Below are 15,123 nucleotides of genomic sequence, written 5' to 3'. Positions count from 1 at the left end.
GATTTACTCATATTCTTATTACTGCCTAGGAGACATCCGCTCTTTCATCATCTGTCTGCTTTAATGTTACAGGAAGTTTCCCCGCAAAAGGAATACATCCCATCAGCGCCTGAGCGACGCTATCCACGGCAAGTGGCCGGCTCTCGTAAGCCGCTACATAGACCTGGGCATCCGGAAGCGCCAGCAGATCATAGGGGCTTCGCAATGCCACAACAGCCAGTGGTTTGCCCAATTGCTGTATCCAACCAATCAGCCTGCACTGTGGATCGCCGGAGGGACTTCCCGCATTGTAGGTTCCCACCACAATCTGCCGAATATCATCTGCTTCCGCTGCCTGAAGCAGACGTGCGGAACGAATGGCGACTTCCTCGGGCGTGACGGTCAGATCGACAACATCCAGACCATACATGGATAAGGCTGAGCCCAAGGTGAACGTCTGAGTCAGCTGTTCGTCGGCAATTGTCGTCACGGACGTGGCAACCGTTATGACCAGCGTGCGTTCCGGCTTCAAAGGCAGCATATTCAGCTGATCGCGCACCAATGTGATACTGTTCTCGCTAATACGGCGGGCAACCTCTTGGTGTAATGAACTGTTGCGCTCCGACCCACTGGATAGAGCAGGAGCGTTTGATGCCTTTAGCAATGATGCATTCGATACTACACCATACACTTCATCATCATCTGCACCGCCCATTCCACTCTCCAACAAACCACGCTTCGTCTTGTACATTAGCAAGCGATTCACCGACTCATCAATACGTCTCTCGCTAATCCGCCCACTCCTCACAGCTGCTAACAATGCTTCAAATGCCTCTGCCTGAAGCTTAGCCGTATGGCTAATTAACACAAGATCTGCCCCGGCCTCTACCGCCATTACGGCTGCATCGACAGTGCCATAGTTCACGGCAATAGCATCCATCTCCATGCAATCTGTCACGATCATGCCCTCATAACCCAGTTCCTGGCGAAGCAGACCGCTTAATACGGTTTTCGATAGCGTTACGGGCAGACGCTCTGGTTCCAGTGCAGGGAAATAAATATGCGCCGACATCATGGCATCGACACCTTCGGCGATAGCGGCTCGGAATGGAATCAACTCCAGGCGCTCTACCCGTTCACGATCATGAGTGATGATCGTGAGGTCCAGATGGGAATCGGTATCCGTATCCCCATGCCCCGGGAAGTGCTTGGCTGTCGCTGCAATTCCAGCGTCCTGTATTCCCGCAATGGTTCTGGCCCCATATTCTGCAACCGATTGTGGAGATTCGCCGAATGATCGCACTCCGATGACCGGATTGGCCGCGTTATTGTTCACATCCAATACCGGAGCAAAGTTCATGTTAATGCCCATGGCCTTCAGCTCCAACCCACTGATATATGCCGCCTGATATGCATCGTCAATGGAACCGGCAGCGGCAATGGCCATTGGTCCAGGCATCAAGGCGATTCCTTCGGTAATTCGTGCAACCATGCCGCCCTCCTGATCAATGGATATCCAGAGCGGCACATTACCGCTGCTTTTGGCAATCTGTTGTAGCCCTAACGATAACCGCTCTACCTGCTCTGGCGACTCAACGTTGCGCGCAAAATAGATCACGCCACCGATGGGATACTTTCGGAGAAAGGGTTCCACATCGCCAGCAGCTTCGGTTCCATGAAAGCCACAAAGCAGCATTTGCCCGACTTTCTCACGCAAGGTCATCTGTTTCAGCCTCGAATGGTATAACTCTTTTGGCCCACTCATTTCATGCCTCCCCCCGATAACAAACATCCATTCATTCATATAACAAAAACGGCTTTCGCCGCTCCTTCCATTCCGCTGCTTGTACATTCCACTCTTCGATTAAACGAACGAAGCCCGCCCGGTCATAGATCGTTTCCCTGACTTCCTTCCCCCCTGCCAGCAGGTCGATAAAGTACCTTGAACCCGGCTCTGGTGGCTCCAGCCAGCAGAATTGCTCCGGATAGAGTGACACCAGTTCATGCAAAAGCACTAGCCCTGTCTCTACCGCTCGGAATTTCCTGCTGTCCGTTACAAAAATCCTTACACCACCACACAGCTCACCTGCATGTTTGGAGAATGTTGGGGACATGTACACTGGATGCACATGCACACCTTCCAGCTTGTATTCCCGAAATCGTTCCGCCAAACGTTCACCCTCAACCCAGGGTGCCCCAATCCACTCGAATGGGCGGGTCGTGCCCCTGCCCTCCGATACATTAGTGCCTTCGAGCAGGCATGTACCCGCATATACCCGCACACTATCCAGCGTGGGCATATTGGGAGAGGGTAACATCCAGGGAAGCCCACAATCCGCAAACTCCATGGAGCGCTGCCATCCTTCCATGGCAACCACGTCCAATTCGCAAGGTACATCCATCTCGCTGTTGACCATCAGGGCGAGTTCACCTACCGTCAATCCGGTACGTACAGGTACACGCCAAGCGCCAACGAGTGATTCATACCCCGCGTTCAGCACACCGCCTTCCACAACGTTTCCACCCAGCGGATTGGGACGGTCCAGAATCAGCATACGTTTGCCTGCTCCAGCACAGGCATCCATCATATGGAACAAGGTTGAGGCATATGTGTAATAACGGATACCCACATCCTGAATGTCGAACAGCACCGTATCCACTCCAGCCAGCATTGCAGGCGTAGCTTTCTTGTAATCTCCATACAGGCTGAACACCGGAATGTCCAGACGCGGATGAAGCATGTCTCCGAATCTGACACCCGCCTGAAGCTCTCCATACAGTCCGTGCTCACAGGCATAGAGCGCTGTAAGCTCGGTATTAGCCAGTCCGGCGCACACATCTATTGTCGATACAAAATCCGCTGTAATACCAGTCGGGTTTGTAATTAGACCGATTCGGTTACCCGTTATCCATGGATGCGATAACCCTCTGGACAGAAGATCAACTCCCGTTTTTACAACCGGGATCTGCTCGGTCCCATTCAACTGGCCCATCACACATTCCCCTGGCTGATCCAGCCTGTATGCTGGTGATCATTACCGCCTGTTACGACAGGCTCTTCTTCAGGCTCCAGTACATTAAGAGCTACCTTATGCTGATAAATGGCAAACATACCTCCAAACAGCGCTCCGAAACCAACGACAGTCAGCATCAGCAGAGCCGTCAGGCACATGGCCTGAAAACAAGCGCCCATCGTGTACCCCGGGTGACGGAAGAACAGCTTTACACTTTCCCCCATCGCCTGAACGTTGCCCATGTTTTTTTGTAAAACAAGCTGCCAGGTATAGAACTGTGACATCAGCGCCATGAGAACAAAGAACGTCTGGGATACACCCACCGCTGTACCTGTAATTCCACCCTGTCCACCGTAATACCACCAAGTTGACCATAGAATGAAGCCAAGCACTGCAAAAAGCACACCCACCGATCCTCCCGGGATTATTCCCTTCAATGTTCCGACCCAGATATCCTTAAGTCCATTGCGCCGTTCCTTACGTTCCAATCTGTGATGCACGGCATAACAGACCCCGAACAGGATGGGCATATACATCAAGGCCAGAAGCAGCACCGCGATCGGCAACGGAGCAAACATCAGAATGGGAACCAATACAATGGAACTAACGACACTGTACAAGGTCACCGGAATAATATCCCGATAGATTTCCGCACCCGACTTGATCAATACTTCACTCAGCTTACGCATTTTTATTCTCCCCTTTCTCACCGTTCCTTCTTCACCAGGCATCGTCTCTTACTCACGTCCAATCGCAAGCTCCGTCTCTGGATCAAAAAAGTGCGCCTTACGTAGGTCCAGCACAAAATTTTTGTCCATACCTACATAAGCATGTGTTTCTGGGTGAACCTTGGCCGTAACAGTACGGGTACCGGAATGGAAATACACCAAATTCTCGGAGCCCAGATGTTCTACAACCTGAACTCGTGCCTGCAGCATATGGTCTGTTGGGATATTCGGAGCGACATCATCACCAAAAATATGCTCTGGACGCAGACCCATAATCACCGGCTTGCCTTGATGACTCTGAAGACGAGCGAGTAGATCTTCTGGCAAGGTGAATGATGCACCGTCCACGACAACCTGCGTGCCTTCAATCCGGGCATCGATGAAGTTCATCGCCGGGGAACCGATAAATCCGGCAACAAACATATTCCGCGGACTCGCATACAATTCTTTCGGTGAAGCCACCTGCTGAATATCTCCATGATTCATGACCACGATGCGTTCCCCAAGTGTCATGGCTTCTACCTGATCATGCGTCACGTACACAATCGTGGCACCGAGACGTTTATGCAGCTCACCCAACTCCACCCGCATCTGTACCCGCAACTTGGCATCCAGATTGGACAGTGGTTCGTCGAATAAAAACACCTGCGGATCACGGACGATCGCCCGTCCCACCGCAACACGCTGGCGCTGACCACCAGACAGCTCGCGTGGTTTGCGCTCCAGCATAGCTTCCAGTCCCAGAATGGAGGCCGCATTCTGCACCTGTTCATCAATGTAGGACTTTGGCTTTTTCAGGTTTTTCAGGCCAAAGGAAAGATTCTCACGGATGGTCATATGCGGATAGAGTGCATAATCCTGAAACACCATCGCGATATCGCGATCCTTCGGATGCAGATCGTTAACAAGCCGGTCACCGATCACAATATCACCGCTTGTTTGCTTTTCAAGTCCGGCAATCATCCGCAGTGACGTTGTCTTGCCACAGCCCGAAGGACCCACAAACACTACGAATTCCTTATCTTCTATAACAAAGTCCGAGCCGGCCACAGCCGTGAACGTTCCTTTATGATCGTCTTTGAATTCTTTGCGCACTTGGCGAAACTCCACGCGTGCCATAGGTAGATCCCCCTTTACGTTGTCGCTTGTCCTGAACTATATAAGTTCAACTAACGAATCCTTACACTGGCACTCCGATGACAGAACAACCTTCCGATCGCTGTTATGGTGTAAATGTTTAGTTGAACATATATTGGAATTAACCTTTTACTGCACCGATCGTAATGCCTTGTAGGAAATAACGTTGCAGTGAGAAGAACAAAATAATCATGGGCAGCGCACCTATTGTTGCCCCTGCCATCATTGCGCCGAAGTCCGTTGATTCGGCAAATACGAATGAAGCCAGCCCCACCTGAATGGTACGCATCTCGTTGGAATTGGTAATGAGGAACGGCCAGAAGAATTCGTTCCACGAAGCCACAAACGTGAATATCGCCAGCACCGCGATTCCCGGCTTTGCCATCGGCAGAATGACTTTCCAGAAGATGCCGAACTCACTACATGCATCGATACGTGCTGCATGTATCAGCGATGTGGGCAGCGTAGACATGAACTGTTTCATCAAGAAAATGTTGCCCACACTAACGGCAGCAGGCAGAATAATGGCCGTATACGTATCCCCTAGATCAAACACGTTGACCATCAGAATGTACAAAGGAATTAGTGTCACCTGCGCCGGGATCATCATTGTCCCAAGCAACGTCCAGAATACCGCCTGACTACCCGGAAACTTCAGTTTGGCGAACGCATATCCCGCCAGGGAGGCGAAGAATACATTTGTTACGGTCAGAATGATCGAGATGAGCAGCGAATTGTACAGCCAGCGCCAGGCATCGGTTTTGGCAAAAAAGCGCTCATATGGTGATAACGACAACTGCTCCGGAATCATCTGTGGTTTAAACGAAGCCGACATCGCGCTATCCTGCACCGAACCAACGAACATCCAATACATCGGAATGACCGTCACCAGCGCCCAGACTACCAGCAGAATGGATGCAACAACGAGCAGAATCTTTTTCTGTGTTGATTTCATGGATTTCATTCACCCCCGGATGCTTAATGCAACGTGCTCTAATCGTACGTGTTTTGAACTACCTCTAATACTCAATATCGCTGGAGAAATATTTGAACTGTATGACGGAGATGACAATGATGATAATCGCCAATACAAACGACTGGGCCGAAGCCAATCCAAATTCATAGAACTTGAATGCCGTCTCATAGATCAGATAAGCGATTGTAGTTGTCGCAAAGTTTGGTCCACCCTGTGTCATCAGATATACCGAGATAAACACCTGGAAGGATGTAATGACACCCGTGACGAGCAGATACAGCGTCGTTGGTTTGAGCAGCGGCCATGTAATCTTGCTGAACTGGGTCCAGCCGCTGGCATGATCAATATCCGCCGCCTCGTACAGCGATTTCGGAATACCACCCATGGCTGCCAGATACAGAATAATGCCCGCTCCGTGCGATCCAAGCCAGTTCATCAGAATAAGGGAAAAGAGTGCCGTTCCCGACTGGCCCAGCCAGATCACCGGATCCAGGCCGAACAGACCGAGGAAACGGTTAAGCAGTCCTGAATCCGTCGGGTCAAAGATCGCCAGCCATACAATGGAGATGGTCACCCCGGAGGCTACCGCAGGCAGATACATGGTAGCTTTGAAAAATGTCTGCCATTTGCTTTTCATTTGATAGATGAAATAGGACAGTACAAATGTAATGAGAATATTGACCGGGACTGTGCCTACGGTGAAGATGACTGTATTTTTAATCGACTTCCAGAATGTCTCATCCTTCACCAAACGCTCGTAGTTATCCAATCCAACCCACGTTGAGTTCATAATATTGTATTTCTGGAAGCTCATCACAAGAGCCGTCAGAACGGGATACAGTGTGAAAATGAGAAACAACAGGACAGGCGCCAAAATAAACAAATACGCCCACCCGTAGTCTCGCCAAAACCGGGCAACCCGGGAAGTCCGGGGCACGGACGGTTTTGGCGCAAGGGCGGTCTGCATGGCGAATCCTCCTCTCCTAATCAGTGTGGTTTTACGTTATGTTTGATTGTCCGAGTTATTGTCCAAACATCTGCTGGCCTTTGCTCTTGAAGTCTTCTGCGATCTGCTCCGGTGATTTTTCTCCCGAGAACAGCGCCTGAATATTAGGCTTCACAACCTGTTCCTTGAATTGTTTTTGCTGAGATGCTTTGTCGATATCCAGTTCAAGTACAACCGGCATCGCGATATTCTCTGCCATGACTTTTGCAGCAGCCAGATTATCCGGTTGACCAAGCTCTTTTCCTTTAAACAGATCCACCTGGGACTGTCTTACGAATGGAAGCGCCAGTTCATTGGCCGAGTTCCCTGCTTTGGCACCACTAAGCGCCTCCATCACCAGGAACGTATTTTTGGCATGCTGTTCGCCCTTGTCCTTTTTCTGTTTGAAGGCTACATACCCTTCGCCGCCCATCGTTGTGGCCGCAGGTTGATCATCATTATGTGGTACAGGCAACAGGACAAAATCAATCTTCTCTCCCTGCACCTTGCCATCATCGATGTCCTTGTTGCGATTCTGAATCATCACATCATAATAAGGAATCGCTTTGGAGATGATCGCCGTTTCCCCCGCGTAGAACATATCCGTCCGTTTCGCTGGAGCGAGAGCCGCCGTTTCCTTCGGCATATACCCTTGATCCATCAGGTTTTTGATAAAAGAGAGGGTATCCAGAATGCGACCATCATTCCATTGGAACGTGCCGTCTTTATCAAGAACATCGATCATCCCGTTGTTACGAGACAGCATTTCAATGAAGTCAAGCGAGGTTCCGTCGGTAACCAGTGCATATTGCTTGGCCCCGCCATCCAGCGTTTTGGTCAGCTTGGCAGCAGCATCGTTGAATTCGGACCAGGTCCAGCCATTTTGTTGAATGGACTTCCAATCAATGCCCGCTTCCTCCAGAATGCGTTTGTTACCACCCCAAGCCCATTGGAATTGATACAACGGCAGTCCATACTGTTTCCCCTGAATCTGGCCTAAATCAAGCGTACCTGGCAGGTAGTCGTCCTTGATCTCAGGTGTCAGGTAGCTGTCCAGCTCAAGTGCCAATCCCGTATTCACATATGTGCCGTCTACGCTATGAAAGTAAAGATCCGGCGGGTTACCCGCGTTCAAAGCGACATCGAATTTTTTGGGCCCTTCCGCCCAGGAAAGCATTTCCGTCTTCACGGTAATGTTCGGGTGTTCTTTATTGAAATCAGAGATTAGATCCTTCAGTTCATCTTCATATGTGCCATGTACAGGATAGGTCCATACCGTTACCGTATCATCGGCATTCGGGTCATCCGAAGCAGCACCTCCGCTATTCCCACAGGCTGTAACCCAGACCATCATCAACAACATTGCCCATACCAGACCCTTCTTTTTCATCCCTTCATCTCCTTTGCATGTCATCATCCGATTCTTTCATTGCCTAACCATGCTACCCCTTTGTGATCGTTCGGCCTTCAAACGCAATCCACCTATACACGCGGCAGTAAGGAAAAGCACCTCCCCTGTAGATTGGGCCTGCCAGTCGCAGACTAAATCTCTTAAATGCAATATTAACGTCAACTTAATTGACATTAACAGTATTAATTCCTTCCAAAATTGTAGATTGAATTCATTATATGAGTTGTAAAATAAAAATTCAACATTATTTTTTATTATAAAATTTAATTTTACTTTTTCTTTTCATGCAACTATACTATGTAAAAAGAAAACCCAAGCAAGCGAGGTGAGCCACTTTGCGAGTATATGTAGGCATAGATGGAGGCGGTACCAATACTGATGCAGCAATCATTTCTGAATCTGGTGAAATTCTCGCCCGACTCAGCGGCGGTCCCACGAATCCTCACAGCGTATCCACTGAACAGGCCATTTCCGAACTGCAACGAGTGCTGGAACAGCTATTTAATCTAATAAGTGATTTATCGACAAATTGTGAGGGTATATGCCTCGGTATGTCAGGTGTAGATACGATCCAAGAACGGCAACTTATAGCCGAAGCAGTAAATAACTATATGAAGAGTCTTAATCGACAGGCATCAGAAGGTTGTCAAGTCTGGGTTATATCCGAAGGAGAGATTGCTCTGATGGCCTCTCTCGGACATACGCACGGTGTATTGTGTATCTCTGGAACAGGTTCCATCGTGTACGGATTTACGCGGGAAGGCGAGCGATACCGTGCAGGAGGCTGGGGTCATCTGCTCGGAGATGAGGGGAGCGGCTATCGTATTGGGCAGCGTGCACTCCAAGTGGTTATGCAGAGTTATGACGGTGTTCTTCCTCCAACCTGTTTAACCCCGCTTCTTCTAAAGAATCTGAGCCTTCGGGATATATCGGAGCTAAAGACGCGAGTGTATCAGACGGATTGGGGCAAAACCGAGACCGCATCCATCGCCCGCCTAGCAATAGAAGCTGCTGAACTCGGAGATGAGGCCGCCTGCGCACTGATCATTGACGAAGCCTCACAATTGGCGGATACTGCCAAGGCGCTGATTGCACGTCATCCCGAATTTGCATCCACTCCGGTTGTCCTGTCCGGATCAATGTTTCGATACGCTACACTTTTCCGAAATACATTTATCCTGAAGTTATCGGGATATTATGGAGAGTTGGACTTTGTATATCGTGAAGATGCCCCCGCTCCAGCGGTTGGCGCAGCACAACTGGCAAGACAACGCCGTTCCCTGAATGAATCATTTTAAAAGAGAGAAGGAGGCCATACGGATGAATCACATGCTGAATTCACTACTAACAGAACAACCCAATCCACTAACGGATCATATAGATGAATTGCCTTCGGCAGAAATTATGGAGCTCATTAATAAGGAAGATCAACGGATTGCGGAGCTCATTCAGCCCCTCATTCCGGTCATTGCTCAAGCTGCGGATCGGATCTTGGAAGCATTTCAGTCTGGCGGCAGGCTTTTTTATGTAGGCGCAGGTACCAGTGGACGATTAGGAATACTTGACGCTTCGGAATGCCCGCCTACCTACGGAACCCCGCCATCCATGGTGCAGGGTATTATTGCAGGGGGATTCCGGGCAGTGAAGGACCCGGTTGAAGGTGCTGAAGATAATGAGGAGTTGGGAGCTGCCGACCTTGATGAACATGGCTTAGACAAAAACGATGTAGTGGTTGGCATTGCAGCCAGTGGACGAACGCCGTATGTGCTGGGTGCGATGAGGCACGCCAAGGAGATCGGGGCTACGGTGATCAGCCTGAGCAATAATGCAGGCACGCCGATGACCCTGTTGGCTGATGTGAGCATTGAGGCTGTTGTCGGCCCAGAGGTTGTCATGGGTTCAACACGTATGAAGGCAGGCAGCGCCCAGAAAATGATTCTGAATATGCTCACCACTACCGCCATGATTCGTCTGGGCAAGGTTTACCGTAATTTCATGGTTGATCTGAACCCTTCGAACGAAAAGCTTGTCCATCGGGCCAAACGCATGATACATCTGGCAACCGGAGCGAATGAAGCGGATATTGAAGAGGCTTTTACCGGTGCAGACGGTCATGTAAAAACGGCCATCGTCATGCTGATGGCAGGCGTGGACGTAACAGAAGCTCAGCACAGGCTTGATCTGGCTGACGGTTTTGTCCGTAGCGCCATTGCGGGGCCTTCCTGAGCCGTACAAGGGGTATTATTAGAGGTTGAAAGAGAGGAGCCCGACATTAGTCTGGGCTCTTTTTTTATTCTAAAAGCGGATATAATCCGTCAAAAAATCCCCTCCTGCATAAACAGAAAGGGATTCATATGGTTCTACTTCACTTGTGCTCCAGAATAGCCTGTCGGCTCTTCTCCAAATATTCCACCGACTGGTTATAATCCCGACTGGCAATCGCCAGATACAAAATATCGATCACGTTCAACTGTGCAATCCGTGACGAAGTTGCTCCGCTCCGAATATCACTTTCGGTAGAAGTAATCATCAGGGGCACATCCGCCATACTACTGAGTGTATTGCTGCCCCACTTGGTAATGCTGATTGTCGCTGCACCACCATCATGAGCATGCTTGAGACAGGAGATTACGTTCGACGTCTCCCCTGAATACGAGATACATACAACCGCATCATCCTCACGAAGCGTCGTTGCGGACGAAATCTGCATATGCGGATCGGCGAACGAAAAGCTTGTGCGATTGATTCGCATGAACTTGTAATGTGCATCCAGCGCAATCAGGTTGGAGGCCCCTACTCCATAGAAAAAGATCCGGTTTGCCTGATGAAGCACGTCCACAGCTTTTTCCACCAGACGTGGGTCCAGAATATGAACCGTATCCTTCACCGACTGAATATTGTTTGCGGACACATGCTGAATAATGCTCTCCATGGAGTCCTGGGGACGAATCTCCGTATATTGATATGGCTCACTCGTCTGCAAATCTCCGGCGATCTTCAGCTTCAGCTCCTGAAAACCCGTTACACCTAGTGATTTGCAGAGACGGATAATGGCAGCTGGGCTTCCTCCACTCCGTTCAGACAACTGGGCCACCGAGGATTGAACAGTTTCTTGCGGGTGATCGAGAATATAAGCTCCGATCTTCCGTTCGGACGGGGTCAAGTCATCCATTAATGCGCGTAAACGTACAAGTCCACCTTTCATGCCTTCCATTCGCTCCTCCTTTCCGTACTGCATTCATGTACAAGCATTTTATCTTATAATTCCACTCGCGTCTAATCGAATTCCTCGCCCTTCCATAACTGAACTCATATTAAATTCAGGTCTCACTAAAGTGTGAGATTGCCCGAGATTACGGCGTGTTTTGCGCCGGTTACTGCCGGAAGTGTATTGGTTCTTCCCATAAGTGCCTCATGGCCAAGTAAAGCAAATCCAATGGCTTCCCGAGCATCATCGGGTATACCATAATCTGCCGTTCGCTCCAAACGGATATCCTTCGGTAGTCTCTGACGGATCATCTCCATTAACGTGGCATTGGAAGTGCCACCACCGCACGCGAGCATGGCCGATATTTGCACCTTGGGCAGGATAAAATCCTTCACTGCACGCACGATGGTTTCCGCGGTCAGACAGGTGGCAGTAGCCAGCGTATCTTCAAGAGATAAGGAACGCTTTGTGGCCATCTCCATCAGTCTCACTGCATACGCGGCTCCATATACTTCTCGCCCGGTACTTTTCGGTGGAAGTCTTTTGAAATACTCATCCTCCAAACACAAGTCTACCAGACCCTGATCGACCTTCCCCTGTGCGGCAATACTTCCATTCGGATCATAATGCTGCCGCCCATCCGTTGCCTGCCGCACAATGGCGTCCATCACCATATTCCCTGGTCCCGTATCAAATGCCGAAATACCTTCGGTGGATGACTCGGAGGGAAGCACCGTCACATTGCCAATGCCACCGATATTCTGCACCAGCCGCCCTTCCGTCGGGCTGCGGAACATCAGAGCATCCGCATAAGGCGTAAGCGGGGCACCTTCCCCACCAGCGGCCATATCCCTTGCCCGCAGGTTGCCAATCACTGGCAGTCCTGTCCGTTCTCGAACGACAGCACATTCACCGATCTGCAATGTCGATACCACATCAATACTTGCTCCCGTTGGCCCTGGAAATGCAGATGCTACAGGAGCATGCCATACCGTCTGCCCATGCATGCTAATCATATCCAACTGCTGCGTTGAGATACCGGCAGACTGCATCAGTTCCGTAACGCTATGCGCATACCACTCTGATACACCAAAATGCGCGGCTGTCAGCTCGTCGACACGCGCCGTCTCCGGTGAACATAACCGGATCAGTACGTCTCTCAATCCATTCGAATACGGCACACAGACAAAATCAACCAGCTCGATCTGCTGTAATGCCCCGCTCATATCGGTTTGAATACGCACCAGTGCCGCATCTGTTCCATCAAGTGACGTTCCTGACATTAGTCCGATGACCAGATGCTCCTGCTTCAAACGATACTTCTCCCACATCGGATAGCTGCCTGTATCCATCCACTCCCAACCTCCTGCAAGACCCGATGAACACGTCATCCTGCCATAATTTCACCCAGTATATGATATTAAATTTCACAAGTCAAACATTATATGAAATTTAATTACATCATTGAAAATAAAAAGAGAGAGATTCACCCCATTTGCGATCACACATCATGTTTTCATCCATCAATTGATAATTAGATATCAGAAGAGAAACATTTTTACATTTTTACCGTTTATAATGTGTAGGGATATTTTGGAATTAAGAAAATGATCTAATATTAGTCGAGGTGCATAATGAAGAAAACCATTTTACTACTGTTTTTGAGTCTGTTCTTACTCGTTTTGCTCCCTAATCAGGGAAATGCCGCTGCAAGCACGTCGAAAATCTTTATGGATGGAGAGGAATTAGTCCTCCCAAGTGATGTACAGGTAACGATTATCAATAAAAACGTGATGATCCCGATTCGTGTCGTTGCCGAAAATTTGAAATTCAAAGTCGATTGGAACCAACAAGCACGCACTGTAAAAATTCAGCAAGATCAACAGACGATTTCCCTAACCGTCGATCAAAAGCAAGCCATGGTTGCTGACAAACAAGTCAATTTGAACACAGCACCGCAGATTTTGAATAAAACGCTGGTGGTGCCCATTCGATTTGTCAGTGAACAAATGGGGCTTAAGGTAAGATGGAACAATCAAGATAAGATCGTATACTTAACAAACACCAGTAAGGAACCTGCTATTGAACCAGGAAATAGTCCTGGAAAAGGGGATTCAAGCTCTACCGCTCAGGTTACCGATATCCAATTTGCCAATAATCAGCTCGTTTTATCCACCGATGGGGCCGTTCAGCCAATAGTAACGACCCTCAAGTACCCTGATCGTCTGGTTGTGGACTTGCCCGGAGCCACCTTTGGTGATATCTCCCAGCCGCTGGATCAAGGACTCAATGGCAAGTTGGATGTGAGCGGTTATCCCAATGTGACGGAAGTGAGATATTCACTGTTCAAACGAGAACCGGCACAAGTTCGCATTGTCGTAGAATTGAATAATGTGAAGAATGTCCAGTACAGCCACAATGTGATTGCCGACAAACTGATTATTGATCTGAATGTTGCGGGTGACAATGTCACACCTGCTCCAGTCACTCCAGTAGGCGACTCAGGACGCAAGGTTGTGGTCATCGATCCAGGACACGGTGGCAGTGATCCAGGGACGATCAGCATCACGAACAAACCCGAAAAGGAATACAATTTGGCATTAGCTCACAAAGTACAAGCCCTGCTGCTCAATGAACCTAATATCGAATTGGTGATGACTCGTGAAGGTGATACCTATCCGACCCGCCCTGAGCGTGTTCAACTCGCCAATCAATTAAATGCGGATGTATTTGTATCTATCCATGGCAATAGCGTGAAGTCCGCCCCCCAAGCCACAGGTACAGAGACATATTATTATCAACGCAGTAATAGTAAGGAATTAGCCACTATCATTCATCAACGTTTGTTGAAAGCCATGGGGCTTAGAGATCGTGGTGTGAAAAATGGCAACTTGGAAGTGATCCGAGACACGACCATGCCTGCAGTGCTTTTGGAAGTGGGATTCTTGAGTAATGTGCTCGATGAAGAACTGATGTCGTCCGATGACGTTCAGATGAGAGCCGCTCAAGCGATAGCCGATGGAATCAAGGAGTATTTGGGCCTATAAATCATCAAATAAATCAGATAAAGGAAGTGATTCTTTGAATAAGAAGCTAGGTTGTGCACTTATATTATCATGCTTGATCCTTATCGGAGTTGGATGTGCCCAGAAGCCAGTGAGCCAATCCGGTTCGAATGAACCTGCTGTTCAGGGAGGACAGGTGCAGGCACCAAACCCATCCGAAACGGAGGTGGATCTGGGCACAATGAATACACAAGTCGTCGATGTATATTTGGCAGACTCTCAGGTACTTGAGCTAGAGAAAACAGAGCAGGAAATTGAGTACAAGGATGACTCCGAAAAATATGAAAAAACATTTGCAGCGTTGCAAACGAACACCGATTCAGAGCTTGTTTCCCTCTGGGAGCAGGTGGAATTGCTCTCTGTCCAATATGCTGAGGGTACGGTGACTTTGAATGTTCATATCCCCGCTGAAGCGAACCTCGGTACCAGTGGAGAATTGCTCGCATTGGAAGCTTTAACAACAACGATGTTTCAATTTGATGAAGTGAAGAGTCTGGATATACTGGTGGATGGTGAAGCCGTTGATAGTTTGATGGGCCATGCCGAACTGGAACACCCCATTCATCGCAAACCCTAACTGATCAGACAACAATGGAAAAAGAACGTCCCCAGGGACGTTC

The 15,123-nt window shown here is 49.1% G+C and carries 13 protein-coding genes; 4 read left to right on the top strand and 9 right to left on the bottom strand.

Annotation, left to right across the window (positions count from 1 at the left end):
* Nucleotides 1-25 precede the first annotated feature (25 nt).
* From nagZ to C161_RS22890, 7 genes are all read right to left on the bottom strand, one after another.
* Nucleotides 26-1,744 carry a beta-N-acetylhexosaminidase gene (gene nagZ / locus C161_RS22920; protein ID WP_051449895.1) on the bottom strand — a complete coding sequence of 573 codons (1,719 nt, stop codon included), beginning with the start codon at nucleotides 1,742-1,744 and terminating at the stop codon, nucleotides 26-28.
* 31 nt (nucleotides 1,745-1,775) lie between these two features.
* Nucleotides 1,776-2,972, bottom strand: a complete 1,197-nt coding sequence (locus tag C161_RS22915) for an exo-beta-N-acetylmuramidase NamZ family protein (RefSeq protein ID WP_036673023.1) — start codon at nucleotides 2,970-2,972, stop codon at nucleotides 1,776-1,778.
* Nucleotides 2,972-3,682: a hypothetical protein gene (locus tag C161_RS22910; protein ID WP_036673022.1), complete on the bottom strand. Its 711-nt coding sequence runs from the start codon at nucleotides 3,680-3,682 to the stop codon at nucleotides 2,972-2,974. The genes C161_RS22915 and C161_RS22910 overlap by 1 nt, the downstream gene beginning before the upstream one ends.
* Before the next feature lie 48 nt (nucleotides 3,683-3,730).
* Nucleotides 3,731-4,840 carry an ABC transporter ATP-binding protein gene (locus tag C161_RS22905; RefSeq protein WP_036673014.1) on the bottom strand — a complete coding sequence of 370 codons (1,110 nt, stop codon included), beginning with the start codon at nucleotides 4,838-4,840 and terminating at the stop codon, nucleotides 3,731-3,733.
* A gap of 139 nt (nucleotides 4,841-4,979) precedes the next feature.
* Nucleotides 4,980-5,813, bottom strand: a complete 834-nt coding sequence (locus C161_RS22900; protein ID WP_036673012.1) for a carbohydrate ABC transporter permease — start codon at nucleotides 5,811-5,813, stop codon at nucleotides 4,980-4,982.
* Between the two features lie 64 nt (nucleotides 5,814-5,877).
* Nucleotides 5,878-6,801 carry a carbohydrate ABC transporter permease gene (locus tag C161_RS22895; RefSeq protein ID WP_017691097.1) on the bottom strand — a complete coding sequence of 308 codons (924 nt, stop codon included), beginning with the start codon at nucleotides 6,799-6,801 and terminating at the stop codon, nucleotides 5,878-5,880.
* Between the two features lie 55 nt (nucleotides 6,802-6,856).
* Complete coding sequence (locus C161_RS22890) at nucleotides 6,857-8,209, bottom strand: ABC transporter substrate-binding protein (protein ID WP_036673010.1); 1,353 nt, start codon at nucleotides 8,207-8,209, stop codon at nucleotides 6,857-6,859.
* A gap of 356 nt (nucleotides 8,210-8,565) precedes the next feature.
* Between C161_RS22890 and C161_RS22885 the strand changes: the two genes are divergently transcribed.
* Both C161_RS22885 and murQ read left to right on the top strand, forming a co-directional pair.
* The gene (locus C161_RS22885) at nucleotides 8,566-9,528 is read left to right on the top strand and encodes an N-acetylglucosamine kinase (protein ID WP_036673007.1); all 963 of its coding nucleotides are present in this window, start codon (nucleotides 8,566-8,568) and stop codon (nucleotides 9,526-9,528) included.
* Nucleotides 9,529-9,550: 22 nt separating this feature from the next.
* Nucleotides 9,551-10,456 carry an N-acetylmuramic acid 6-phosphate etherase gene (murQ, locus tag C161_RS22880; protein ID WP_036673004.1) on the top strand — a complete coding sequence of 302 codons (906 nt, stop codon included), beginning with the start codon at nucleotides 9,551-9,553 and terminating at the stop codon, nucleotides 10,454-10,456.
* A 139-nt stretch (nucleotides 10,457-10,595) separates the two neighbouring features.
* Here the strand turns inward: murQ and C161_RS22875 are convergent, their stop codons facing one another.
* Entirely contained in the window at nucleotides 10,596-11,435 is an 840-nt protein-coding gene (locus C161_RS22875; RefSeq protein ID WP_036616797.1) for a MurR/RpiR family transcriptional regulator, read from the bottom strand.
* A 125-nt stretch (nucleotides 11,436-11,560) separates the two neighbouring features.
* Nucleotides 11,561-12,790, bottom strand: coding sequence for an anhydro-N-acetylmuramic acid kinase (locus tag C161_RS22870; protein WP_051449894.1), 1,230 nt, complete (start codon nucleotides 12,788-12,790; stop codon nucleotides 11,561-11,563).
* A gap of 282 nt (nucleotides 12,791-13,072) precedes the next feature.
* On the opposite strand from C161_RS22870, the gene C161_RS22865 reads away from it, so the two are divergent.
* The gene (locus C161_RS22865) at nucleotides 13,073-14,485 is read left to right on the top strand and encodes an N-acetylmuramoyl-L-alanine amidase family protein (RefSeq protein WP_036673003.1); all 1,413 of its coding nucleotides are present in this window, start codon (nucleotides 13,073-13,075) and stop codon (nucleotides 14,483-14,485) included.
* A gap of 109 nt (nucleotides 14,486-14,594) precedes the next feature.
* Nucleotides 14,595-15,080, top strand: a complete 486-nt coding sequence (locus tag C161_RS22860) for a GerMN domain-containing protein (protein WP_235193903.1) — start codon at nucleotides 14,595-14,597, stop codon at nucleotides 15,078-15,080.
* The last annotated feature ends 43 nt before the right edge of the window (nucleotides 15,081-15,123 follow it).

The sequence above is a fragment of the Paenibacillus sp. FSL R5-192 genome (assembly GCF_000517845.1).
Lineage (GTDB): Bacteria > Bacillota > Bacilli > Paenibacillales > Paenibacillaceae > Paenibacillus > Paenibacillus amylolyticus.
The sequence above is the reverse complement of the archived record's forward strand: the minus strand, read 5'-3'. Positions and strand labels throughout refer to the sequence as shown.

Excerpts from the sequence above, each read along its gene's own strand:
- C161_RS22890 (WP_036673010.1), bottom strand. The coding sequence starts at position 8,209 with ATGAAAAAGAAGGGTCTGGTATGGGCAATGTTGTTGATGATGGTCTGG.
- C161_RS22875 (WP_036616797.1), bottom strand. The coding sequence starts at position 11,435 with ATGAAAGGTGGACTTGTACGTTTACGCGCATTAATGGATGACTTGACC.
- C161_RS22900 (WP_036673012.1), bottom strand. The coding sequence starts at position 5,813 with ATGAAATCAACACAGAAAAAGATTCTGCTCGTTGTTGCATCCATTCTG.
- murQ (WP_036673004.1), top strand. The coding sequence starts at position 9,551 with ATGAATCACATGCTGAATTCACTACTAACAGAACAACCCAATCCACTA.
- C161_RS22915 (WP_036673023.1), bottom strand. The coding sequence starts at position 2,972 with ATGGGCCAGTTGAATGGGACCGAGCAGATCCCGGTTGTAAAAACGGGA.
- C161_RS22895 (WP_017691097.1), bottom strand. The coding sequence starts at position 6,801 with ATGCAGACCGCCCTTGCGCCAAAACCGTCCGTGCCCCGGACTTCCCGG.
- nagZ (WP_051449895.1), bottom strand. The coding sequence starts at position 1,744 with ATGAGTGGGCCAAAAGAGTTATACCATTCGAGGCTGAAACAGATGACC.
- C161_RS22905 (WP_036673014.1), bottom strand. The coding sequence starts at position 4,840 with ATGGCACGCGTGGAGTTTCGCCAAGTGCGCAAAGAATTCAAAGACGAT.
- C161_RS22910 (WP_036673022.1), bottom strand. The coding sequence starts at position 3,682 with ATGCGTAAGCTGAGTGAAGTATTGATCAAGTCGGGTGCGGAAATCTAT.
- C161_RS22865 (WP_036673003.1), top strand. The coding sequence starts at position 13,073 with ATGAAGAAAACCATTTTACTACTGTTTTTGAGTCTGTTCTTACTCGTT.
- C161_RS22870 (WP_051449894.1), bottom strand. The coding sequence starts at position 12,790 with ATGGATACAGGCAGCTATCCGATGTGGGAGAAGTATCGTTTGAAGCAG.